Genomic DNA, 21,969 nt, shown 5'->3' with positions numbered 1-21,969 from the left:
GCTTGACTGATCCGCGGCGCGGGCCGGTCTGAACTTCGTTCAACCTGAACCGGCATTCAGAGTTCGGCCATCCGGCGGCGCAGGGCGGCGTCCGGGAGCGGCCCGGTGCCGGCCCGCAGGTTGGCCGCCATGTGCGCGGGGCTGCCCGTCCCCGGGATGGCGCAGGTCACGGCCGGGTGGCCGATCACGAATTTCAGCAGGATCTCGGCCCAGCTCGCGCAGCCCAGCTCCGCCGCGTAGCCGGGCAGCGGGCGGTCCTTGAGGCGGGCCAGCAGGCCGCCCCCGCCGAAGGGCCGGTTGACCAGCACGGCGACGCCCCGCTCGGCCGCGAGCGGCAGGAGGCGCGCCTCGGCGGCCCGGTCGTCGAGGGCGTAGTTGATCTGGAGGACGTCCACGGGCTCGGCCCGCAGCGCGGCCTCGACCTCGTCGAAGGCGCTCTCGGTGTAGTGCGAGAGGCCGAGATGGCGGATCCGGCCCTCCTCCTTCCAGGCCCGAAGAACGGGCAGGTGCACGCGCCAGTCGAGGAGGTTGTGCACCTGCATCAGGTCGACGCGGTCGGTGCGCAGGCGCGCGAGGGATTGGCGCATCTGCGCGAGCCCGGCCTCCCGCCCGCGGGTCCAGACCTTGGTGGCGAGGAAGGCCCGGGGCCGCGTCCCCGCCTCGGCGAGGAGGTCGCCGACCACGGCCTCGGCCCGCCCGTACATCGGCGAGGAATCGATCACCCGGCCGCCGCCGTCGAGGAGGGTGCGCAGCACCGCGCCGAGCCGGGCCCGCCCGGCCTCCTCCTCGCCGACGTCGAAGCCGATCCAGGTGCCGAGCCCGATCACCGGCAGGGCCTCGCCGCTCGACGGGATGCTCCGCCGCGCCACGCCGCTCACCTGCGCCCGAACCGGCCCGCTCCCGGCCAGGACGGCGCCGGCCGCGCCGCGAAGGATCCCCCGCCTCGTCAGGTCCTGGCCCCGCATCGCCCTCACCCCGTCGCGCCGCGCCGCGCGCGAAACGCGCGCGGGGGCTCCCCGGTGCCCTGGGCGAAGAAGCGCGAGAAGTAGGCCGGGTCCGAGAAGCCGAGGCTGTAGGCCACCTCGGCGACGCTGAGGTCCGAGTAGAGCAGCGTGCGCTTGGCCTCCAGCAGGCGGCGGTCGCGGACGATCCGCCCGGGGCTCTCGCCGGTCACCGCCCGGCAGGCGGCGCGCAGCCGCGCCGGGGTCACGCCGAGGTCGCGCGCGTAAGCGTCGAGGGGCCGCTCCTCCCGGTGGCGCGCCTCGACCGCCTCCCGGAAGCGCGCCACCAGCACCGCCTGCGGTCCCGGCGGGGCCGGCGGCCCCTGCGCGGCGCGCGCGTGGCGCAGCACCGCGACCAGGAGGACGAGCAGGTGCCCTTCGAGGGCCGCCCGCCGCCCGGGCGCCGCCCAGGTCAGTTCGCGGGCGAGCTCCGCGAGGCACTCGCCGGCCCCGCTCGGCGCCGTCTCGGCGAGCGCGGCGGGCGCCCGGAACAGCCCGGCGAGGTCGGGCTCGCGCCGGGCGAGGTCGCGCAGGTAGCGGTCCGACAGGGTCAGCACCGTGCCGACCGTCTCGTGCGCGAAGCGGAAGCCGTGGGCGGTGCCCGCCGGCACCAGGAGGAAGCAGGGCCCCGCGAAGGCGATCCTCTCGGCCTCCGCCCGCATCACGCCCCCGCCCCGCGGCAGGTGCAGGATCTGGTGCAGCCCGGCATGGACGTGCGGCCGGATGCGCCAGCGGTTGGGCCGGCTGCGGTCGTCCAGGGCCTCCAAGTGCAGGAAGCGGTCGTCGGCGTCGCGCGGCGCCTCGCCGTACAGGAAGAAGTGCGGCACCGCAGGTGCTTGTGCGGGCAGTGAGGGCATCGGGGCGGCGTCTCCGGCGCGGCGGCCTCGGCGGCGGAAAATCCAATTTATTCGCCGCGGCGTCCATCGCCAGGGGCGCGCGCCGCGCGCATCCTGTCCCCGGATGGGCCCCCGCCTCGACTCGGCCGGGCGCCGCGAACACGCCACACGGAGGAGACGCGGATGCGCTGCCAGGTCGCGATCATCGGGGCCGGTCCGGCCGGAATGTTCCTCGCCCACCTCCTCGCCCGGGCGGGGATCGACGCCGTGGTGCTGGAGCGCCGCACCCGCGACTACGTCGAGGGCCGGGTGCGGGCCGGCGTCCTGGAGCAGGGCACCGTCGCGGTGCTGGAGGCACTCGGCCTCGACGGGCGGCTGAAGGCCGAGGGCCTCGTCCATACCGGCACCAACCTCGCCTATGACGGCGAGATCTTCCGCATCGACATGGCCGCGCTGACCGGCGGCGCCGTCACGGTCTACGGCCAGCAGGAGGTGATGCGCGACCTCTTCGACGCCGCCGAGGCGCGGGGCCTGCGCATCGTGTTCGAGGCCGAGGACGTGGCGCTCCGCGACGTCGCGGGCGAGCGTCCCCGCGTGGAGTACCGTTGCGGCGGCGCGGCGCACAGCCTCTCGTGCGACTTCATCGCCGGCTGCGACGGCTTCCACGGGGTCGGCCGCGCGGCGATCCCGCCGGACGTGCTGCGGGTCTTCGAGCGGGTCTACCCGTTCGGCTGGCTCGGCATCCTGGCGGAGCTGCCGCCGGTCAACCACGAGCTGATCTACGCCAACCACCGCAACGGCTTCGCGCTGGCCAGCATGCGCTCGCCGACGCGCAGCCGCTACTACGTGCAGGTCGGGCTCGACGAGCGGATCGAGGATTGGCCGGACGCGCGGTTCTGGGACGAGCTGGCGCTGCGGCTCGGGCCGGAGGCGGCCTCTGGCCTCGTGCGGGGCCCCTCCTTCGAGAAGAGCATCGCGCCCCTGCGCAGCGTCGTGGCCGAGCCGATGCGCCACGGGCGGCTCTTCCTGGCGGGCGACGCCGCGCACATCGTGCCGCCGACCGGGGCCAAGGGCATGAACCTCGCCGTCTCGGACGTGGCGATGCTGGGCGAGGCGCTGGTGGCCCATTACCGTGAGGGCGATGCCTCCGGGCTCGACGGCTACTCGGCGCGGGCGCTGGCGCGGGTGTGGAAGGCGGAGCGGTTCAGCTGGTGGTTCACCGGCCTGACCCACCGCTTCCCCGACATGGATCCCTTCGCGCGCCGCATGCAGGTCGCGGAACTCGCCTATATCCGCGGCTCGGTCGCCGCCCAGACGGTGCTCGCGGAGAATTACGTCGGGCTGCCGATGGGCTGAGGGAGCCGGCCCGGCCGTCGCGTCCGTCGGGCGAGGAAGCGGTCCGACGGGACGATCCGCCATCGCGGCGGAGACGTCCCTGCCAGGGGAGATCCCTGGCGAGCGAACCGATCTCGCCGATGTCCCCTTCCCCCGACGCTTCGGGCGTGCGCAACGGCGTGATCGCCTCTGGCACCTTCGTTGAAGCTGCCGACGGTTTGTGGTACGGGAATCGTACCGCATGCCGGCCGGAGATGATCCAGAGCTTCGCTGACAAGCACGCGCGCGCCCTGCATGAGGATGGCATCTGTCATCCGCGGTGGCGGGCATTCGAACGTATCGCCCTGCGCAAGCTCGATGCGCTCGACGCCGCGGTCGACCTCGACGACCTGCGCAGCCCGCCAGGCAATCGTTTGGAACCTCTCCAGGGCGACCGCGCGGGCCAGCACAGCATTCGCATCAACGACCAATGGCGCATCTGCTTTCGCTGGACAGACCTCGGTCCCGAGGAGGTCGCGATCGTCGATTATCATTGAGGTACCGAGATCGTATGCCGCGCATCCGCACCCATCCTGGCGAAGTCCTCCTTGAGGACTTCATGAAACCGTTCGGCCTGAGCGCCCGCCAACTCGCGGAGGCGATCAGGGTGCCGCACAACCGCATCGGCGACATCCTGCGCGAGCGCCGGAGCATCACGGCCGACACGGCCCTCCGGCTCGGCCGCTACTTCGGCACCACGGCCCAGTTCTGGGTCAACCTCCAGACCGCGCACGATCTCTCGAAGGCGGCGGCGACGCACGATTACGAGACGATCCGCCCGCGCGAGGCGGCTCCCACCTGACGATCCCGCCTCAGCCCTCCGCCTCGCCGGTGCGGATCAGTTCGCCCGCCACGTCCCCGATCCGCGGCGCCGGCTCGCGCAGGAAGGGCAGCGGCCGGCAGACCGCCAGGGCCGCGAGGCCGAAGCGGGCCGTCATCAGGCCGTTGAGCACCCCCTCCCCGAGCTTCGCCGAGACCCGCGCCGCGAGCCCCAGGCCCAGCACCTGCTGCACGAGGCTGTCGCCGACCGCGACGCCGCCCGTCACCGCGAGATGCGCGAAGGCCGCCCGGGCGAGCCGCAGGAACCCGAACAGGCCCGGCCGCCCGCCATAGATCGTCGCGACCCGGCGCAGCAGCCGCACCGCCGCGAAGACCACGAAGGCCACGTCCACGATCGCCCGCGGGCTGAGCGCCGTCACGGCCGAGACCTGCTTGGCCGCGTCCGCCACCGCGGCCTTGGCCAGCCGGTCGAGGGGGCCGAGCAATTCGTGCTCGGCGATGCCCAGGCGGTCCTCCACGTCGAGGATCGCGTCGGCCACCGCGTCGAGGCGCCCGCGCGCCGCCGCGAGGCCCGGCCGTTCGGCGTAGAGGGTGCCGACCTCCCGCACCACCGCCTTGGCGGCGGTGTGGTCGCGGCTCGCCAGCGCCGCCAGCGCCGCCTCGCGGATCGCCTCGATGCGCCGCTCGCGCAGCACGCCGGCGAGCTCCCGCCAGACCAGCGCCAGCAGCGCCACCGCCGCCAGCGCGAGGAGCGCCAGCGCCACCGCCCCGAGCCAGGGGGCGGCGGCGAAGAGGTCGGCGATCAGCCGCTCGACCGCGAGCCCGATCCCCAGGCTCGCGAGGCCGCCGAGCGCCGAGAGGAGGAGCGTCGCCCAGGGCGGACCCGCGCGGGGCGCGACCGGCACCGGCACGCCGTCGGCGGCGTCCACGATCTCGAAGGGCTGCTCCACCACCCGCACGCCCTCGGCCAGCGGGGTCTCGGTGCCGGGCGGGCCCGGCTCGGGCGGCAGGCGGAAGGCCCGGGGCTTCGGGGGCAGGCTCATGCGAGGCGGTCGCCGATCAGGAATTGCAGGGCGCGGTCGAGGCGGATCTGCGGCAGCCGGCCCGGCCGGCCGAGCGCGTCCGCCGGCACGCGCGGCGGGCGGAAGCGCGGGAAGCGCAGGGAGCCGGGCTCCACCGCCCCCTCCAGCACCGCCTCGGGCCGCTCGGGCAACTCGCCGGGGAAGATCGCCGCCTCGGTCTCGCCGTCGAAGACGTCGTCGCCGATCGCCTCGCCGGCCTCCGGCGTGCCCGCCACCGCCTGCAGCGTGTGGGGGCCCTCGTGCACCAGGGTCTCGCGGGTCGCCCGCACCGAGGCGAGCGCCACCGTGCCGACCCGCGCCCCCGCCGCCTCCGTGCGCCGCAGGGAGCGGGCCACCAGGAGGCGCAGCAGCGCGTCGAGCCGGTCGTGGCTGGAATGGTGGAGGTGGTCGGCCTTCGTCGCCGCGAACAGGATCCGGTCGGCCCGCGGCGCGAACAGCCGCGACAGCACGCTGTTGCGCCCGATCCGCAGGCTCATCAGCACCCGGTCGAGGGCGTCCTCCAACTCGGCCAGGGCCGCCGCCCCGGCATCCACCGCGGCGAGCACGTCGACCAGCACGATCTGCCGGTCGATGCGCTGGAAATGCTCGCGGAAGAAGGGCGTCACCACCCGGCCCTTGTAGGCCTCGAAGCGGCGCTCCATCAGGCCGCCGAGGCTGTCCGGGCCGGTCGGGCCGGTGAGGAGGAGGGGCGCGAAGGTCAGGGCCGGCGAGCCCGCGAGGTCGCCCGGCATCAGGAAGCGCCCGGGCGGCGTGGTGGCGACCGCCTCGGGCCCCGCCCGCACCGCCGCCAGATAGGCCTTGAAGGCGTCGCTCGCCCGCTCGGCCACGACCTCGTCGAGGGGCTGATTCGGGTCGAGGCCGCGCAGGAGGTCGAGCCAGGGCGCCGCCAGCGCGGCGCGGCCGGGGCGCTGGGCGGCCGCGATCGTCTCCCGCGACCAGCCCTCGTAGGTCTGCTCGATCAGGGCGAGGTCGAGCAGCCACTCGCCCGGATAATCGACGATGTCGACCATCAGGCTCGCGGGGCCGGGCCGCCAGCCGGCCGCCCGCTCGTACGCGATGGCGAGGCGCAGCTGGCTGATCCGGTCGGTGGAGCGCGGCCAGCGCCGCTCCTCGGTCAGCGCCGCGAGGTGCTCCTCGTAGGGGAAGCGCGGCACGTCGTCGTCGGGCTGGGGCACCAGCCGTGCGCGGCGCAGGCGGCCCTCCTGCGAGGCCCTGAGGGCCGGCAGCGGGTTGAGGCCGGAGAGCTGATGCACCAGGGCGGCCGTGAACACGGTCTTGCCCGAGCGGGCGAGCCCGGTGACGCCGAGCCGCAGGGTCGGCTGGACGAGGAGGTCGCTGGAGGCCTCGGCGAGGGCGCGGGCGGCGGAGCCGGCCCGCTCGACGAAGCTCAGGAGGGGCGGCACGGACGGACTTCGCTCTCGCTCGATGGGTGACGGGGAGGTGGCGCGGGCTTCGCCGTTCCGCAAGGGCGCGCCGCGACCGGGAGCGGTCGGCGAGCGGGGGCGCTCACGAAGCCGGGCCGCTCACGGCTGATGCGGCCTCGCCAGCCCCTCCGCCTCCGCCCGCGCGGCGGGCCGCACCGGCGCGGCGGGCTGCGCCTGCGCGGCGGATTGCGCCTGCGCGGAGAGCCGCGCCCGGGAGGATTCGGCCCGGGCGATCGCCTCGGCGACGAGGGCCGGATTCGCCCGCAGACTGCCGAGTTCGACCGCCGACATGGCGAGGAGCACCGGCGCGAGGCGGGCAGTCGCGCTCCCCTGCGCGTCGAACAGGCCGAGATCGTCGCCGGCCCCGAGCCCGACGCTCTCGGCGATCCGGCGCGCGTAGGCCTGGATGCGCGCCTCGTCGGAGCCGCACAGGGGGGCGGGCGGGCGCAGCGCCGGAGGCAGGGCGGCGACCGAGGAGAGCGAGGTCAGGGAGGGCAGAGCGGCCGCCTCGGCGAGGAGCCGGTCCCCGTCGAGGAGGCGGGCGGGCGTCACCGGGGCGGCGGGCTCCGGGGCCGCGCCGATGCCGGTGGCGATCGTCGGCACCGAGGCGGCCGGCCGGGGCGGGTTCGGCCGGACGGGAGGGCGCGTCCGGCCCCCGAGCCGGGCGAGCGCCGACCAGGGCTGGATCCGCAGGGCCGGGCCGCCCGGCGCGGCCCGCGCGACGGCGCCGGGCGGCAGACCCGGCGCGGCCCGCGCGACGGCGCGGGGCGCCGCGCGCGGCGCCGGGCGCGCGAGGCCGCCGCGGCCGTGGCGGGCGAGGAACCGCGCCCGCAGCGTGCGGCCGATCCCCCGCGGCGCCAGGGCCGTCAGCGCGGGCGAGGCCGGGATGGCCGCCGCCTGGACCGCCGCGGGGCGCCGCGCGGCCCCGCCTCCGGCCGGGCCGGGAGGCCGGGCGAGCGCGGCCGCGGGCGCGGCGCACTCGGCCGGGGCCCAGCGCCGCACGATCGCCAGGGCCGAGCGGCGGCCGAGCACCGTGTAGTAGCGCCTCAGCAGCGCGACCGCGGCGTCGGCCCCCTGCTCGGCCGAGGCGAAGCCCGTGTGGCCCTCCGCGTCGGCGCCGATCTCGCCGTCCCAGCCGGCGCGCTTGATGCACCAGTAATTGTTGAGCTTGACGCAGCGCGCCACGAAGGCGGGATCGGCCGGCGCCGCGAAGGCCACCAGGGCGAGGGAGAGCGGGCGCAGCGAGAAGCGGGCCTCCTCGCGCCAGTTCGACACCGCGCGGGCCTCAGGCCGGTAGAGGGCCGGCCCCGCCTCGGGCACGGCCAGGGCGGTGCGGGCGAGCGCGAGCCGGCCGGCGGCGTCCGCCGCCGCCAGCCCCTCGCGGGCGAGCGCGGCGGCCCGGTCCGCGCCGGGGCCCAGCGCGGTCGCGAGGGCGAGCAGCGGCAGGAGGATCACGGCGCGCTCAGGACGGCTCGGTCGCCGCGGCGGCTGGCGTCATCGGGCGGGCCTCCCTTCCCTCTGCATCATTCGCCGAAGCGGCCACCGGCTTGGCGGCAAAATGATGCGAAACCAACAGTCCAAGCAGAATTGCGCCGTGCCATTCCGCTTAAGGTCACCGGTCGGGGCTCGGGCGGCGCCGCGCTCGCGCGGGAGACGGCCTCCCGCGCGTGCGTTCCGGCGCGCCCGAACCCGCCGCTCGGAAACGGCCGAGCCGGGCTTCGGTTCAGTCGTCCTCGCCCGCGCCGAGCGCCTTGGGGGTGATGAAGCGCTCCAGCGTGCCGCTGTGCGGCGCCACCTCCGCCCAGGCCCCGACCGCGAGGTCGATCACCGCCACGGCGGCGGTCGGGAATTTCCGCGACAGCGCCCGCAACCCGTCGCGGTCCTCGTCCGCGAGCAGCAGCTGGCCGAATTCCTGCAGGCCGGGATTGTGCCCGAGGAGGAGCAGCGTCGCGACCGCGTCGTCGGCGCCCCGCACCACGTCGAGCAGGCGCTTGGCCGAGGCCTCGTAGAGGGCCGGCACGGTCTCCTGCGCGGCGCCCGGCAGGGCCGGCGCCACCAGGCTCCAGGTCTCCTGCGTGCGCCGCGCGGGCGAGACCAGGGCGTGGTCGGGCCGCAGGCCCTCCTCGGCGAGGTAGGCGGCCATGCGCGGCGCCGCCTCGCGCCCCCGGCGGCTGAGCGGCCGGTCGCTGTCGGGGACGCCGTCGGGCCAGTCCGACTTGGCGTGGCGCAGCAGGATCAGGCGGCGCATGGCTTTGCCTCCGTCAGCGGCCGTCGCGGCGGCTCAGGAACGCGAGCTTCTCGAACAGGGCGACATCCTGCTCGTTCTTCAGGAGCGCCCCGTGCAGCGGCGGGATCAGCTTGCGCGGGTCGCGCTCCCGCAGGCTCTCGGGGCCGATATCCTCCGCCATCAACAGCTTGAGCCAGTCGAGCAGTTCGGAGGTCGACGGCTTCTTCTTGAGCCCCGGCGCCTCGCGCACCTCGAAGAAGATGCGCAGGGCCTCCTCCACCAGGCGCTGCTTGAGGCCCGGATAATGCACCGCGACGATCGCCTGCAGCGTCTCGGGATCCGGGAACTTGATGTAGTGGAAGAAGCAGCGGCGCAGGAAGGCGTCGGGCAATTCCTTCTCGTTGTTCGAGGTGATGATGACGATCGGGCGCCGCGCCGCCCGCACGGTCTCGCCCGTCTCGTAGACGTGGAACTCCATGCGGTCGAGTTCGAGCAGGAGGTCGTTCGGGAACTCGATGTCGGCCTTGTCGATCTCGTCGATCAGCAGCACCGGCCGCTCCGGTGCCGTGAAGGCCTCCCAGAGCTTGCCGCGGCGGATGTAGTGGCGGATGTCCGAGACGCGCGGGTCGCCGAGCTGCGAGTCGCGCAGGCGCGAGACCGCGTCGTACTCGTAGAGGCCCTGCTGGGCCTTGGTGGTCGACTTGACGTGCCAGGTCAGAAGCGGCGCGGAGAGCGCGCGGGCCACCTCCTCGGCCAGCACCGTCTTGCCGGTGCCCGGCTCGCCCTTGATCAGGAGCGGGCGCTCCAGCGTCACGGCGGCGTTCACCGCGACCGCGAGATCCGGCGAGGCGACGTAGGTATCGGTTCCGGAAAAGCGCATCGGCCCTCACATCCTGCTCTCGGAGCAGAACATCTAAGCGATGCCTCTGGGAACCGCGAGTCGGGACCGGGGCGGAGGCGCCGGCGGCCCGGGGGCAGGGATCGAGGAGGAGACGGGCACCCCCGGGCCGCCGGCTTCGCACCGCGCGGCGGGGAGCCGGCGGCGCGACGCGGGATCATAGGGTGGTCGCGCCGGCCTCACCTCCACATAGGTTAGTGCAGCAACCTCCCCGCATTTACATGAATCACGATCGAAAAAAAGGGCCGCGCCTCACCGGCACGGCCCAGTATTCGGAGGAGATCCGCAGAGGAGCCAAGACGCCACACACTGCCTGTTGCCAACACATCGGTTCTCGGGTTGTTCCCGGAGCGACTGGGAATTCCCGGGCGCCGCCGGGCCGTGCGGCGGCGCGGCGGCGGAACGCCCGGCCGGCAAGGTCTCGGCCATCATCGGCGGCGGCGGAGGGCGCGTCCGCCCCCCGCCGCAGGCATATCCCGAGCGCTCGACTGATTTGTGCACCTTTCACGATCGCGTAGCGCCACGCTGAAACCAACCTCGCCCGGCCTCATTGCCCTTTCGTGGGGCTCATAACCTGCGATAGCGGCGGTTCGGGAGGCCGGTGCGGCCCCCGCAAGAGGGTTTGACATGCGTCGTGCGGACACGGTGTTCCAACCTGCCCAAACCAGTTCGGAGGCGGCCGTGGCGCACGGCGTCGGGCGCGGCCTGCAGGACCTGTTCGGGGCGCCCATGCAGGAGGCGCTGCCGGAGCGCCTGCGCGACCTCGTGGCGCTGCTGGTCGCCCGCGACGCGGTCGGCCGGCGCGAGGAGGGACGGCGCGGGCCGGCCGGCGAGCCGACGCAGCTCGTCCTGGTGGTGGAGGACGACCCGGCCGTGCGCGACCTCGCGGTGGCGCTGCTGCGGGACACGGTGCTCGACGTCGCCGCCTGCGGCAGCGGCGAGGAGGCGGTGGCCCTCCTCAAGCAGCGCGGCACCGAGGTCGCCATGGTGTTCACGGACGTGCGGCTGCCGGGCGGGATGGACGGGATCGCCCTCGCCCGCGCGGTGAGCCAGCTCTGGCCGGGCGTGCGGGTCGTCGTCACGTCGGGCTTCGCGGATGCGCGGATCGCCGGCCTGCCGCAGGGCGCCGTCTACATGCCCAAGCCCTGGCGCGCCCTCGACGTGCTCGCCCAGGTCGACCACGCCGTGCGCCACCCGGACCCGCCGGTGGCCTGAGCCGAACCGCCCGCTGCGAGGCCGCTCATGCCGACGGCCCAGGCTGCCGACGCGTCGGGCCGCGGATCCTCCCGGCATGTCGACACACGCCGATGGCGTGACGAGGCATCGCGCACGGAACCACCGATCATCGGACATGGTCGTCGGTCTTGAACTCTCGTCCCCGCGTCATCTTGCGGCCGAACCGGCATCCGCTTCGTCGGACCGTGCGACCGCCGCAGGATGCCGAGGCGCCGGCCGGCGAGGACGCGCAGGATTGATGCGACATCCCACGGATTGCGTCGCCATCTCCGATTTCGGCCATGCGGATGTCGGCCTCGCTCAGGCGCCGCGCGGGCGTGTCATCCGACATCCGGTTGATGGCTTCGCCATGCGGATGTCGGCTTCGCTCAGGCGCCGCGCGGGCTCGTCATACCCGGACGTGATCGTCCGGACAGCGCATCACTCCCGCTCGCGCTGGACCAGGATCCGGTCGTTGGCGGGGAGCACGATGTGGCACTGCATCCCCTCGGGCCGGAAGCTCAGGGCGGCGCTGCCGCCGAGCTCGTAGGACAGGGTGCGCTCGATCAGCTCGGTGCCGAAGCCGCGCCGCGACGGCGGATCCCCCGAGAGCGTCACCCCGGTCTCGATCCAGGCGAGCGTCAGCAGGGGCTCGGGCGCGGACCGGTCCTCGATCCGCCACGTCACCGTCACCCGCCCGCTCGGGGCGGTCAGCGCCCCGTGCTTGACCGCGTTGGTGGCGAGTTCGTGGATGGCGAGGGCCAGGGTCTCGGCGGCCTTGGGGCGCAGGCGCACCGGCGGGCCCTCGATCCGGCGCACCTGCTCGCCCTCGTGCGCCGCGTGGGCCAGGAGTTCGTGGCTGACGAGCTGCTCCAGGTCGATGCCCGCGGCCGGGTCGCGGGTGACCGCGGACTGGACGCGCGCGAAGGCGTCGATGCGCCCCTCCAGGTGGGCGGCGTAATCCTCCACGCTGTCGCTCGACAGGGCTGTGCGCCGGACGACCGAGCGCATCACCGCCAGCGTGTTGCGCACCCGGTGCTGCAATTCGGCGAGCAGGAGCTTGGCCTGCCCCTCGCTGGCGCGCAGGGCCTCCTCGGCCCGCAGGCGGGCCGTGATGTCCACGAAGGTGACGACGACCCCGGCGATGAAGTTGTCGACGCTGCGGTAGGGCAGCACCCGCACCATGTAGCGCGCGCCCGTGGCCGGGTTGACGATCTCCCGCTCGACGGTGCCGAGCGTGCGCAGCACCCGCCGCGCATCCTCCTGCAGCTCGTCGTAGGCGACCCGCGGCTTGATGTGGGCGATCGGCCGGCCGACATCCGACTCGACGAGGTGGAACACCTCTGACACGGCCGGCGTCGAGTTCGTCACCCGCAGATCGTTGTCGAGGAAGACCGTGGCGATCTGCGTGCTCTCCAGGAAGTTCTTGAGGTCGCTGGTCGCCCGCGTCAGCTCGTTGACGCGATGGCCGAGCTCGCCGTTGACGGTGGTGAGCTCCTCGTTGACCGACTGGAGCTCCTCCTTGGAGGTCTCGAGCTCCTCGTTGGCGCTCTGAAGCTCCTCGTTGAGGGATTGGTACTCCTCGTTGGAGGATTTCAGCTCCTCGTTCGTGCTCTCGAGCTCCTCGATCGTGGCCTGGAGCCGGTCCTTGGTGGTGCGCAGCTCCGCCTCGAGGCGCTGGGCGTGCTCGGTCTGGGCGGAGGGAGCGGGGGCGCCGTCCTCGTCGCTCGCCAGCATCGCCCCGTCCTTGAACAGCACGACGAAGCTGAGGCCCGCGCCCGGCGCCTCCTGGACCGGCTCGACCACGAGGTCGACCACCAGCCGGTGCCCGTTCAGCCCGATGCGCAGCCCGTCGAGCTGCACGGTTGCGCCGTGCTCGGCCGCCCGGGTCAGGGCGGCGCGCAGGTCGAGGCGCAGGTCCGGGTGCACGAGCTGCAGCAGGTTGAGGCTCGCCGCGCCCCCGGCCGGGTCGATGTAGCGGCCGGTCCGCCCGGAGAAGTGCAGGACCGTGTAGCTCTCGTCCACGATGACGTAGGCGGGGGCGAAGCGCTCGGCGAAGCGCTCGGCCCGGCGCGTCAGCGTCGCCTCGGCCGCGCGGGGCCGCTCGGGGGGCACGGCGGGCGCCGCCAGGCGGCGGTCGACCGCCGCGAAGGGGAAGTCCGGCAGCGTGCGCGTGCCGGTCTCCAGCCGCCGGAAGATCCGCGAGCGGCCCTCGATCGGGGCGAACAGCCCCGTGTGCCGCGAGACGTTCTCGGAATTGCCCAGGAACAGGAAACCGCCCGGCCGCAGGGCGAAGTGGAACAGCGGGACGACCCGGCTCTGCAGCTCCGCGTCGAGGTAGATCAGCAGGTTGCGGCAGGAGATGAGGTCGAGGCGCGAGAAGGGCGCGTCCTTGACGATGCTGTGCTGGGAGAAGATGCACATCTCCCGCACTTCCTTGACGACGCAGTAGGTGTCGCCCTCCCTGACGAACCAGCGGGCGAGGCGCTCGGGCGACATCTCGGCGGCGATGTCGTCGGCGTAGCGGCCCGCCCGCGCGGCGGCCAGCGCCCGTCCGTCGAGGTCGGTGGCGAAGATCTGGATCTGCGGCACCTCGTCCCGGTCGGCCAGCTGCTCGCGCAGCAGGATCGCGATCGAGTAGGCCTCCTCGCCGGTCGAGCAGCCGATCACCCAGACCCGGAGCTGGTCGCTGCGGCGCTTGCCCGAGAACAGGGCCGGGACGACCTCGCGCTCCAGCAGGTCGAACTCGCCCGGGTCGCGGAAGAACTGCGTCACCCCGATCAGCAGGTCGTTGAACAGGCCCTGCGCCTCGTCCGGCTTGGCGCGCAGGATCTCCACGTAGGCGGCGAGGCTCTCGGCCTGCACGACCTGCATGCGCCGCTGCACCCGGCGCAGGAAGGTGCCGGGCTTGTAGCCGTGGAAGTCGTGCCCGGTCTTGTTGCGCAGGATGGTGGCGACGGCGGTGAGCGCGCCCGCGATCTCCTCGCTGGGGAGCGCGCCCTCGGGCATCGCCTCGTCCTCGCGCAGGAGCTGCGCCACGTAGGCCCTGAGGCGGTCGGCGAGGTCGTCGAGGGGCAGGATCGCGTCCGCGAGCGCGGCCGGGCTGTTGCTGGCCGCGAGGTCGTCTGCCCGCGCCTCGGCGGTCTCCTCGGCCAGGGCGAGGCCGCCCGATTCCTTGATCATCTTGACGCCGAGCGTGCCGTCGCCGTCCGTCCCGGCGAGCGCCACCACCACGGCGCGCCGGTTCTCCTCGCGGGCGAGGGACACGAGCAGGCTGTCGATCACGCCGCGCTCCCCGGGCGCCTGCTCGGCCGGGCGGGTCCGGAAGCGACCGCGCTCGATCGTGGCGATCGCCCCCGGGGCCGGGAGGTAGAGGCGGCCCCCCGCCAGGGGGAGCCCGTCCTCGACCGCCGTCAGGCCGCGCCCGGACAGGCCGAGGGCGAGGCGCAGCCGCGCCTCGTCCAGGATCTCGCGATGCTGCAGGATGAGGATCGTCGCCACCTGCGCGCTCGGCAGCGGGCCGGCGAGGAGCCGTTCGAGGGAGGCCGGGCTCGCCGCGGAGGCGCTGACCGCCAGGACGACACCGACCGGATCGTCGGCCCCGGAAGCGATCGTGTCAGCCTCCATGATCTCTCCCGCTGCCTCCCGTGGCGCGCCGCCGGCCCGGCGCGCCGCTGCCGTCCCTGGTGCGAAACGCGCTTCCGCCGGCCGGGCGGGAGATTAGCCCGCCTCGCCGTTCCCGTCTCCGGGATCGGCGGCGCCGGGCTGCGGCATCGCGCTCAGGATCGCCCGCCGGATCGTCTCCCCGTAGCCGCGATACTCCGCGGCGCGCGCCTCGTACATCTCGGCCACGGCGCGACGGCCGGACCGGCGTCCGTCCTCGGCCATCCGGGCCACGAGGTCGGCCCGCTCCTCGACGATGCGCAGGGCCACCCGCATCGCCTCGTCGACCGCCGCCTCCTGCTCCTTGGCGAGGGCCTCGGCGGTGAGCGCGTGGCCGACCTGGCAGCGGAAGCGCACGGGCTTGCTGCCGCGCACCTCCGACAGCACGCCGCAGCAATGCGGGCAGGTCAGGGGGGCCGGGTCGGCAATCTGGCGCAGCACGCCGCTGCCCACCCGCTCGCCCGCCGCGATGTCGACCTCGATGCGGATCTCCGGCGGCACCGGCAGGCGCGGGCCGGGCGTCTCCCGGGCGAGATCCGACAGCACGTCGCCGAGCCGCGCGCCCGGCACCGCGAGGTCGACCGCCGCCGCCGCGAGGGCGGCGAGCGGCATCTCGTCGGCGACCGCGTCGGCCGGGTCCTGGACCAGGGCGAGGCCGCCGCAGGCCTTGATCGCGTCGAGCCCCGCGGCGCCGTCGTTCAGGAGCCCGCTCAGCACGACGCCGATCACCCGCGGCCCGTAGGCGATCGCCGCGGAGCGGAAGAGCGGGTCGATGGCCGGCCGCACCATGTTCTCGCGCGGGCCCCGGCCGAGGCGGATCACCCCGTCGACGAGGAGCAGGTGCCGGTCCGGGACGCCGAGATAGATGTGGCCGGGGCGGATCGCCATGCCGTCCTGCGCCGTCTCGACCGGCAGGCGGCTCGCCGCGGAGGTGACGGTGGCCAGGAGGCCGAGGCTGCGCGCCGGGATGTGCAGCACCACCAGGACGGCCGCCGGCAGGTCGGCCGGCAGCGCCCGCAGCAGGGCCTTGAGCGGGACGGTGGCGCCGGCCGAGCCCCCGATGACGATGATGTCGCGATTGGTCACGGGCGCTCCTGGCTGCGGGTCGCGGTCAGCTGTCGTTGGCGTCGAGCTCCTGGCCTTCGCAGTCGAGGTGGAGGTAGTTGGGGCTGAACAGGGCGGCGTCCTGCAGGGCCTCCAGGTCGGGGACCGTCAGGGTCTTGCCGCGCAGGATGACGAGGCCGCGGGCGCGCAGATCCTGCAGCGTGCGGTTGACGTGGACTGTGGAGAGCCCGGTGGCGTCGGCGAGTTCGGCCTGCGTCACCGGCAATTCGCAGCTCGTCCCGTCCGTGAGCCCGATGCCGCGCAGCCGGATGAACACCTCGCAGAGCAGGTGCGCCATCCGCTCCAGCGCGTCGCGCTGGCCGAGATTGGTGGTCCACTCGCGCTGGGTCGCTTCCTCGACCAGGGAGTACCACCACAGGGCGCGGCTGAGCCGGGGGAAATTGTCGGTCAGATCGAGGATCGTCTCGCGCGGGATCTCCACCACGGTCGCGGGCGAGAGGGTGCCCACCGAGTGGTCCATGTGCTTGAGGATGAACATGCGGATGTCGCAGAGGTCGCCCGGGAGCAGGAAGGCGGCGATCTGGCGCCGCCCGTCCTCCAGCACCTTGTAGCGGCAGGCCCAGCCGTCGAGAATGAGGTTGACCCGCCGCGGCGCCTCGCCCTCCCGGATAATGTCCTCGCGCGAGCTGAACCGGCGCAGCTTCCCCGACGCCGCGCGTTCGAGCGCCTGCTTGTCGTCGCTCGACAGGCGGGTGAACTGCTCGAGCTTGCGGATCAGATAGGTCGGCATCGCAGGCTCCCGTCCCTCGTCCGTTACAACGATTGGAGCGGACCGGGCTCACTCCATGTTATTCGTCAGGGAGCCACGTTATGCATCATGCATCAATGGTTTTCCGACGCATGATCCGGAGTGGAGCCGCGCATGGCAGCATCGTTCCCGGCCGGTCCGCTCGCGCAACGTCGGGTCCTGGTGGTGGAGGACGAGTATTTCATCGCGGACGACATGGCTCAGGCCCTCGGCCGGCTCGGCGCCGTGGTCGTGGGACCGGCCCCGAGCCGGGACGCCGCCATGGCTCTGATCGACGGGGGTGCGCGGATCGACGCGGCCGTGCTCGACATCAATCTGCGGGGTGAGACGGTGTTCCCGGTCGGTGCCCTTCGTGTTCGCCACGGGCTACGACCGCGTCGCGGTGCCGGCGGCCTACCGGGACGTGCCGCACTGGGAGAAGCCGTTCGATCCGGCCTCCCTCGCCAGCACCCTGCCCGGGCTGCTGCCGGGCTGCGCCTGATCCCTGCGGCAGCGCGCGCTGCCGCTCTCCATCCCTGCGGCAGCGCGTGCGCTGCCGCACATGGCGGCCCGAACCTTTCGCGGCTGCGAACGTCGTCCCGGTGAAGGCCGCCCGAGAGCGGCCCGAACCACGGAGACACCGATGAAACTCAAGCCCTTCCTCGCCGCCGGCGCCCTGCTCGTCGCCGCCGCCCCGGCCTTCGCGCAGGGCGGCTCGCCCTACAACGCGTCCGGCTCCCAGGCGGGCGGCCCGCGTGCCGGGATCGAGCGCCGCTACGGCCTCACCGAGGGCGATCGCGCCGGCTACGACGCGATCTATCCCCGCGAGCGCGCCCCCTTCGCGGTGGTGCCCCGCGGCCAGGCCTATCCGGGCTTCCTCGTCGAGGAGTGATCCGACATCCGACGGATGGCTTCGCCATGCGGATGTCGGCCTCGCTCAGGCGCCGCACGGGCTTGGCATCCGCTGTCCGGACGTGATCGTCCGGACAGCGCCTGAGCCGTCCGGCCGCGGAGCGGGGCGGCCGGGGCCGCCCCGCCTCCGGTCCTCAGCCGGCGACCTCGTGGTTGCCGAGGATCTCCAGCGCGCGCACCAGGGCCGAGTGGTCCTGCCCCCCCGCCCCGTTCGCCGCGCAGGCCGAGAAGAGCTGCTGGGCGAGCGCCGTGCCCGGCAGGCTCAGCCCGAGGCTGCGGGCGCCCTCGAGCGCGAGGTTGAGGTCCTTCTGGTGCAGCGCGATCCGGAAGCCCGGGTCGAAGCGGCGCGTGATCATGCGCTCGCCGTGCAGCTCCAGGATGCGCGAGGTCGCGAGCCCGCCGGTGATCGCCTGGCGCACCTTGGCCGGGTCCGCCCCGGCCTTCGAGGCGAAGAGCAGGCCCTCCGCCACCGCCTCGATGGTGAGCGCCACGATGATCTGGTTCGCCACCTTGGCGACCTGGCCGGCGCCGGTGCCGCCCACGTGGGTGACGCTCTTGCCCATCAGGTCGAGGAGCGGGCGCACCCGCGCCACCGCCTCCTCGCTGCCCCCGACCATGATCGAGAGCGCCGCGTTCTTGGCGCCGACCTCGCCGCCGGAGACCGGCGCGTCGACGTAGTGCCCGCCCGCGGCCTCGATGCGGGCCGCGAAGTCGCGGGTGGCGATCGGCGAGATCGAGCTCATGTCGACGACGACGCAGCCGGGGCGCAGCCCCTCGGCGACCCCGCCCGCCCCGAACAGCACCGCCTCCACGTCCGGCGTGTCCGGCACCATCAGGATGACGACCTCGGCGCGCGCGGCCACCTCGGCGGCGCTGGCGCAGGGCCGCCCGCCGGCGGCCACCAGGGCCTCGGGCACGCGACGGCGGCTCTTCAGGTGGAGGCTGTGGCCGCCCGCGATGAGGTGCCCGGCCATGGGCGCGCCCATGATGCCGAGCCCGATGAATCCGACGTCCATGGCGAGGATGCTCCCGATCAGAGGCCGGCGCGGAAGCGCGCGGCGAGGGCCTCGGAGCCGCGGGCGAGGAGCCCGAGATCCGAGCCGATGGCGGTGAAGGTGGTGCCGGCGCGGGCGTAGCGGGCGGCGAGCTCCTCGTTCGCCGTGAGGATGCCGGCCGCCTTGCCGGTCGCGACGATGCGCCCGATCGTGCGCTCGATCTCGGCCACCACCTCGGGGTGGTTCTGCTGGCCGAGATGGCCGAGGCTGGCGGAGAGGTCGCCCGGCCCGACGAAGAGGCCGTCGACGCCCTCCACCGCGGCAATCTCCTCCAGGTTGTCGAGGGCGCGGCGCGACTCGACCTGCACCAGGACGGCGATCTCGCCGTTGCTGCGGGCGTGGTAGTCCGGGATGCGCCCGAAGCGGGCGGCGCGGGGCGCCTGCGAGAAGCCGCGGATGCCCTCCGGGGCGTAGCGCGTCGCGGCCACCACCGCGCGGGCCTGCGCGGCACCGTCGACGTTCGGGATCATCAGCGACTGCGCGCCCGCGTCGAGGACGCGCTTGATGGCGATCGGGTCGTCGCTCGGCACGCGCACCACCGGGGCGGCGCCGCCCTCCGCCATGGCCTGGAGCTGGCCGTAGATGTCGCGCAGGTCGTTGGGCGAGTGCTCCATGTCGAGGAGCAGCCAGTCGAAGCCCGAGCCCGCCACGATCTCGGTCGAGATCGCGCTCGCGAGGCTGCACCAGAGGCCGACCTGCTGGCGGCGCGCGCGCAGCCCGGCCTTGAAGCGGTTGGTGAGGATGTCCATGGGTCGCGTCTCCCGCTGCGGTCAGCGCACGAGGCAGGGTGTCTTGGGATCGAAGGTCCAGCCGGGAATCAGGAACTGCATCGCCGCGGCGTCGTCGCGGGCGCCGAGCCCGTGGCGCTCGTAGAGGGCGTGGGCCGCCTCGACCGCCTCCCAGTCGAGCGCGACGCCGAGGCCCGGCCGCTCCGGCACCCGCACCAGGCCGCCGCGGATCTCCGGCGGCTCCCGGGTCAGGCGCTGGCCGTCCTGCCAGATCCAGTGCGTGTCGATCGCCGTGACCTTGCCGGGCGCGGCCGCGGCGGCGTGGGTGAACATGGCCAGCGACACATCGAAGTGGTTGTTCGAGTGCGAGCCCCAGGTGAGGCCGTGGTCGCGGCAGGTCTGGGCGACGCGCACCGCCCCGGCCAGCGTCCAGAAATGCGGGTCGGCCAGGGGAATGTCGACGGCGCCGAGCTGGAGCGCGTGCACCATCTGGCGCCAGTCGGTCGCGATCATGTTGGTGGCGGTGGGCAGCCCGGTGGCGCGGCGGAACTCGGCCATGACCTCGCGGCCGGAGAAGCCGTTCTCGGCCCCGCAGGGATCCTCCGCGTAGGCGAGCACGTCGCCCCGGCCCCTGCACAGGCGGATCGCCTCCTCGAGCGACCACGCCCCGTTCGGGTCGAGGGTGACGCGGGCCTGCGGGAAGCGCTTGGCGAGGGCGGTCACCGCCTCGATCTCCCGCTCGCCCGCCAGCACCCCGCCCTTGAGCTTGAAATCGTTGAAGCCGTAGCGCTCGTGCGCGGCCTCGGCGAGCCGCACCACGGCATCGGGCGTCAGCGCCTCCTCGTCGCGCAGCCGCAGCCAGCCGTCGCGCGCCTCGGGCTCCCGGTAGGCCAGATTCGTGCGGCGGCGGTCGCCGACGTAGAACAGGTAGCCCAGCATCTCGACCGCGTCGCGCTGCTGGCCCTCGCCGAGGAGGGCCGCCACCGGCACGCCGAGGAACTGGCCGAGCAGGTCGAGGAAGGCGGATTCCACCGCCGTGACCGCGTGGATGGCGACGCGCAGGTCGAAGGTCTGGAGACCCCGCCCCCCCGCGTCGCGATCGGCGAAGCGCGCCCGCATGGCGGCGAGCACGCGGTTCCAGGCGCCGAGGGGCTGGCCGAGGACGAGGCCGCGCGCATCCTCCAGGGTCTGCCGGATGCGCTCGCCTCCCGGCACCTCGCCGAGGCCGGTGGCGCCGGTCGAGTCGGTCAGCACCACGAGGTTGCGGGTGAAGAACGGCCCGTGCGCGCCCGACAGGTTGAGCAGCATGCTGTCGCGGCCGGCCACCGGGACGACCCGCATGGCGGCGATGGTCGGCGTGCGCGAGAGGCCCTGCGCGGGGCCGGCGGCGGTCTCCATGGCGTGCTCCCGAAGCGACGGCGTCTGCGACCGTCCCGGGCGCCATTTAGGCCCGCGCGGCGATGCACGTCCAAGCCAAAGGCTGAATGGATCGATGCGCCAGGCGCATCGCAGGCGGGGCCGCCCCGCCGGCGGGCTCAGGGCGCGGCCTCGGCCCGCTCGGCGACGAGGCGGATGAGCTGGCCGATCAGGGGATTGTCGTGGTCGCGGCGCCAGGCCAGGACGAGCTCGACGGGGCGAGGCTCCGGCAGGGCGAGGGGCCGGTAGGCGACGCCGTCGAGGCGCAGCCGCTCGGCGGAGTGCGGCACCAGGGCGATGCCGAGCCCGGCCCGCACCAGGGCGAGGATCGAGTGGATCTGGGCGAGCTGCTGCACCGCGTGCGGCTGCACCCGGGCCTCGGCGCAGAGGCCCGCGACGAGGTCGTAGAAGTAGCGGGCCTCGTGCGGCGCGTAGCCGATGAGGGGCTGGCGGTCGAGATCGGCGAGGGCGAGCGCCGGGCGGGCGGCGAGCGGGTGGTCGGACGGCAGGGCGGCCACGAGGGGCTCGGCGCGGGCGCGCACGGAATCGAGTTCGGGATGCGTCACCGGGGGGCGCACCAGGGCCGCGTCGAGGCGGGAGGCGAGGAGGTCCTCGATCTGGTCCTTGGTGACCATCTCGCGCAGGGCGAGGCTCACCTCGGGCAGGGCGGCCCGGCAGGCGATGACGAGGTCGGGCAGGTAGGCGTAGGCCGAGGCCGCCGTGAAGCTGAGCCGCAGGGTGCCGGCCCGGCCGGCCGCGACCTGGCGGGTGACCTGGGCGGCGGCCTCGGAGAGGCGCAGGATGCGCTGGGCCTCCGGCAGGAAGCTGCGGCCCGCGGCGGTGAGGCGGACCGAGCGGCTGGAGCGTTCGAGCAGCTGGACGTCGAGGATGCGCTCCAGCACCTGGATCTGCCGCGACAGGGGCGGCTGCGTCATGCTGAGGCGGGCGGCCGCGCGGCCGAAATGCAGTTCCTCCGCGACGGCGACGAAGCAGCGGATCTGGCTGAATTCGAGCAAGCCGGCCTCCGGGGTCCGGGCCCGCCTGCGGCCCCGACCAGGATAGCGCGCCGGGCGCGGGGCGTCAGGCGAAACCGGCCCGGTCGCCGGGCGCCCGTCAATCCAGGATGTAGCGCGCGGTCCGCAGCGCCACCCAGCCGAGGCAGGCCGTCCAGACCGCCCCGCAGCCTTCGAGGAAGAGCCGCCCCTCCCGCATCGCGGCCCGCTCCAGGCGCGCCGCCGCAATCGATCCCCGCGCCCTGCCCAAGCGGTGCATCGCCAAACCTTCCGTGACCAGATCGAGTAAGATTATCTTAATCCGATCCGGGCGGGGGCGGAACGATGCGGCAGCGGTGACCGCGGATTAAGCATAACGATCCGTGAACGCGGCGGCATCAGGAGAGATAGCCGGCCGCCCGGAGATCCCTCTCGATCTCCCCGAGGAGCGGCTGATCCGGATCGTCGTTCTGCGCGGCGGGCGGGACGACCGGCACCATGGGCGGGAAGGCGA

General features: G+C 74.2%; 21 protein-coding genes and 1 pseudogene (1 of these 22 running past the window's edge). 6 read left to right on the top strand and 16 right to left on the bottom strand.

The window, feature by feature from the left end:
• Nucleotides 1-56: 56 nt before the first annotated feature.
• Together M446_RS30105 and M446_RS30100 are read right to left on the bottom strand one after the other, a co-directional pair.
• Complete coding sequence (locus M446_RS30105) at nt 57-965, bottom strand: aldo/keto reductase (protein ID WP_012335867.1); 909 nt, start codon at nt 963-965, stop codon at nt 57-59.
• A 5-nt stretch (nt 966-970) separates the two neighbouring features.
• Nucleotides 971-1,858 carry a helix-turn-helix domain-containing protein gene (locus M446_RS30100; RefSeq protein ID WP_012335866.1) on the bottom strand — a complete coding sequence of 296 codons (888 nt, stop codon included), beginning with the start codon at nt 1,856-1,858 and terminating at the stop codon, nt 971-973.
• 162 nt (nt 1,859-2,020) lie between these two features.
• Between M446_RS30100 and pobA the strand changes: the two genes are divergently transcribed.
• From pobA to M446_RS30085, 3 genes are all read left to right on the top strand, one after another.
• Nucleotides 2,021-3,193 carry a 4-hydroxybenzoate 3-monooxygenase gene (gene pobA / locus M446_RS30095; protein WP_012335865.1) on the top strand — a complete coding sequence of 391 codons (1,173 nt, stop codon included), beginning with the start codon at nt 2,021-2,023 and terminating at the stop codon, nt 3,191-3,193.
• Between the two features lie 233 nt (nt 3,194-3,426).
• Nucleotides 3,427-3,708 (top strand): type II toxin-antitoxin system RelE/ParE family toxin, encoded by a 282-nt coding sequence (locus M446_RS30090; protein WP_012335864.1) that lies wholly within the window; start codon nt 3,427-3,429, stop codon nt 3,706-3,708.
• 14 nt (nt 3,709-3,722) lie between these two features.
• Complete coding sequence (locus M446_RS30085) at nt 3,723-4,013, top strand: HigA family addiction module antitoxin (protein ID WP_018263550.1); 291 nt, start codon at nt 3,723-3,725, stop codon at nt 4,011-4,013.
• Nucleotides 4,014-4,023: 10 nt separating this feature from the next.
• On the opposite strand, the gene M446_RS30080 is transcribed toward M446_RS30085, so the two are convergent.
• The 5 genes from M446_RS30080 to M446_RS30060 form a co-directional block, all read right to left on the bottom strand.
• On the bottom strand, nt 4,024-5,034 hold the full coding sequence (locus M446_RS30080; RefSeq protein ID WP_012335862.1) for a YcjF family protein: 1,011 nt from the start codon (nt 5,032-5,034) through the stop codon (nt 4,024-4,026).
• On the bottom strand, nt 5,031-6,476 hold the full coding sequence (locus M446_RS30075; RefSeq protein ID WP_012335861.1) for a YcjX family protein: 1,446 nt from the start codon (nt 6,474-6,476) through the stop codon (nt 5,031-5,033). The genes M446_RS30080 and M446_RS30075 overlap by 4 nt, the downstream gene beginning before the upstream one ends.
• A 120-nt stretch (nt 6,477-6,596) precedes the next feature.
• Complete coding sequence (locus M446_RS30070; protein ID WP_012335860.1) at nt 6,597-7,952, bottom strand: hypothetical protein; 1,356 nt, start codon at nt 7,950-7,952, stop codon at nt 6,597-6,599.
• A 268-nt stretch (nt 7,953-8,220) separates the two neighbouring features.
• The gene (locus tag M446_RS30065) at nt 8,221-8,745 is read right to left on the bottom strand and encodes a SixA phosphatase family protein (protein ID WP_012335859.1); all 525 of its coding nucleotides are present in this window, start codon (nt 8,743-8,745) and stop codon (nt 8,221-8,223) included.
• A 13-nt stretch (nt 8,746-8,758) separates the two neighbouring features.
• Complete coding sequence (locus M446_RS30060) at nt 8,759-9,604, bottom strand: AAA family ATPase (protein WP_012335858.1); 846 nt, start codon at nt 9,602-9,604, stop codon at nt 8,759-8,761.
• Nucleotides 9,605-10,249: 645 nt separating this feature from the next.
• Here M446_RS30060 and M446_RS30055 point away from each other — a divergent pair.
• The gene (locus M446_RS30055) at nt 10,250-10,837 is read left to right on the top strand and encodes a response regulator (RefSeq protein WP_265576468.1); all 588 of its coding nucleotides are present in this window, start codon (nt 10,250-10,252) and stop codon (nt 10,835-10,837) included.
• A gap of 441 nt (nt 10,838-11,278) precedes the next feature.
• Here M446_RS30055 and M446_RS30050 read toward each other — a convergent pair whose 3' ends face one another.
• The 3 genes from M446_RS30050 to M446_RS30040 all read right to left on the bottom strand — a co-directional run bounded on the left by M446_RS30050 (nt 11,279) and on the right by M446_RS30040 (nt 16,355).
• A complete protein-coding gene (locus M446_RS30050) occupies nt 11,279-14,464 on the bottom strand; it encodes a CheR family methyltransferase (RefSeq protein ID WP_012335856.1) in 3,186 nt (1,061 codons plus the stop codon).
• A gap of 93 nt (nt 14,465-14,557) precedes the next feature.
• Nucleotides 14,558-15,586, bottom strand: a complete 1,029-nt coding sequence (locus M446_RS30045) for a chemotaxis protein CheB (RefSeq protein ID WP_012335855.1) — start codon at nt 15,584-15,586, stop codon at nt 14,558-14,560.
• Nucleotides 15,587-15,611: 25 nt separating this feature from the next.
• Complete coding sequence (locus M446_RS30040; protein ID WP_012335854.1) at nt 15,612-16,355, bottom strand: Crp/Fnr family transcriptional regulator; 744 nt, start codon at nt 16,353-16,355, stop codon at nt 15,612-15,614.
• A gap of 132 nt (nt 16,356-16,487) precedes the next feature.
• On the opposite strand from M446_RS30040, the pseudogene M446_RS30035 reads away from it, so the two are divergent.
• Nucleotides 16,488-16,854 (top strand): annotated as a pseudogene (locus M446_RS30035) (response regulator).
• Nucleotides 16,855-16,995: 141 nt separating this feature from the next.
• Nucleotides 16,996-17,244, top strand: coding sequence for a hypothetical protein (locus M446_RS30030; RefSeq protein WP_012335853.1), 249 nt, complete (start codon nt 16,996-16,998; stop codon nt 17,242-17,244).
• A gap of 154 nt (nt 17,245-17,398) precedes the next feature.
• Here the strand turns inward: M446_RS30030 and M446_RS30025 are convergent, their stop codons facing one another.
• The 6 genes from M446_RS30025 to M446_RS30005 all read right to left on the bottom strand — a co-directional run.
• On the bottom strand, nt 17,399-18,280 hold the full coding sequence (locus tag M446_RS30025; RefSeq protein ID WP_012335852.1) for a 2-hydroxy-3-oxopropionate reductase: 882 nt from the start codon (nt 18,278-18,280) through the stop codon (nt 17,399-17,401).
• 17 nt (nt 18,281-18,297) lie between these two features.
• Complete coding sequence (locus M446_RS30020) at nt 18,298-19,068, bottom strand: HpcH/HpaI aldolase family protein (protein WP_012335851.1); 771 nt, start codon at nt 19,066-19,068, stop codon at nt 18,298-18,300.
• A gap of 21 nt (nt 19,069-19,089) precedes the next feature.
• Entirely contained in the window at nt 19,090-20,445 is a 1,356-nt protein-coding gene (gudD, locus tag M446_RS30015; RefSeq protein WP_012335850.1) for a glucarate dehydratase, read from the bottom strand.
• 137 nt (nt 20,446-20,582) lie between these two features.
• Complete coding sequence (locus tag M446_RS30010; RefSeq protein ID WP_012335849.1) at nt 20,583-21,479, bottom strand: LysR family transcriptional regulator; 897 nt, start codon at nt 21,477-21,479, stop codon at nt 20,583-20,585.
• Nucleotides 21,480-21,576: 97 nt separating this feature from the next.
• Nucleotides 21,577-21,735, bottom strand: a complete 159-nt coding sequence (locus M446_RS38400; RefSeq protein WP_012335848.1) for a hypothetical protein — start codon at nt 21,733-21,735, stop codon at nt 21,577-21,579.
• 118 nt (nt 21,736-21,853) lie between these two features.
• Nucleotides 21,854-21,969 carry the 3' portion of a hypothetical protein gene (locus M446_RS30005; protein ID WP_012335847.1) on the bottom strand. The gene runs 88 nt beyond the window's last position, so the window shows 116 of its 204 coding nt (coding positions 89-204); its start codon lies beyond the right edge, outside the window — the gene reads right to left on this strand; the stop codon is at nt 21,854-21,856.

Source organism: Methylobacterium sp. 4-46 (genome assembly GCF_000019365.1).
In the GTDB taxonomy this organism is placed as follows: domain Bacteria; phylum Pseudomonadota; class Alphaproteobacteria; order Rhizobiales; family Beijerinckiaceae; genus Methylobacterium.
This window is presented reverse-complemented; position numbering and strand designations above follow the sequence as displayed.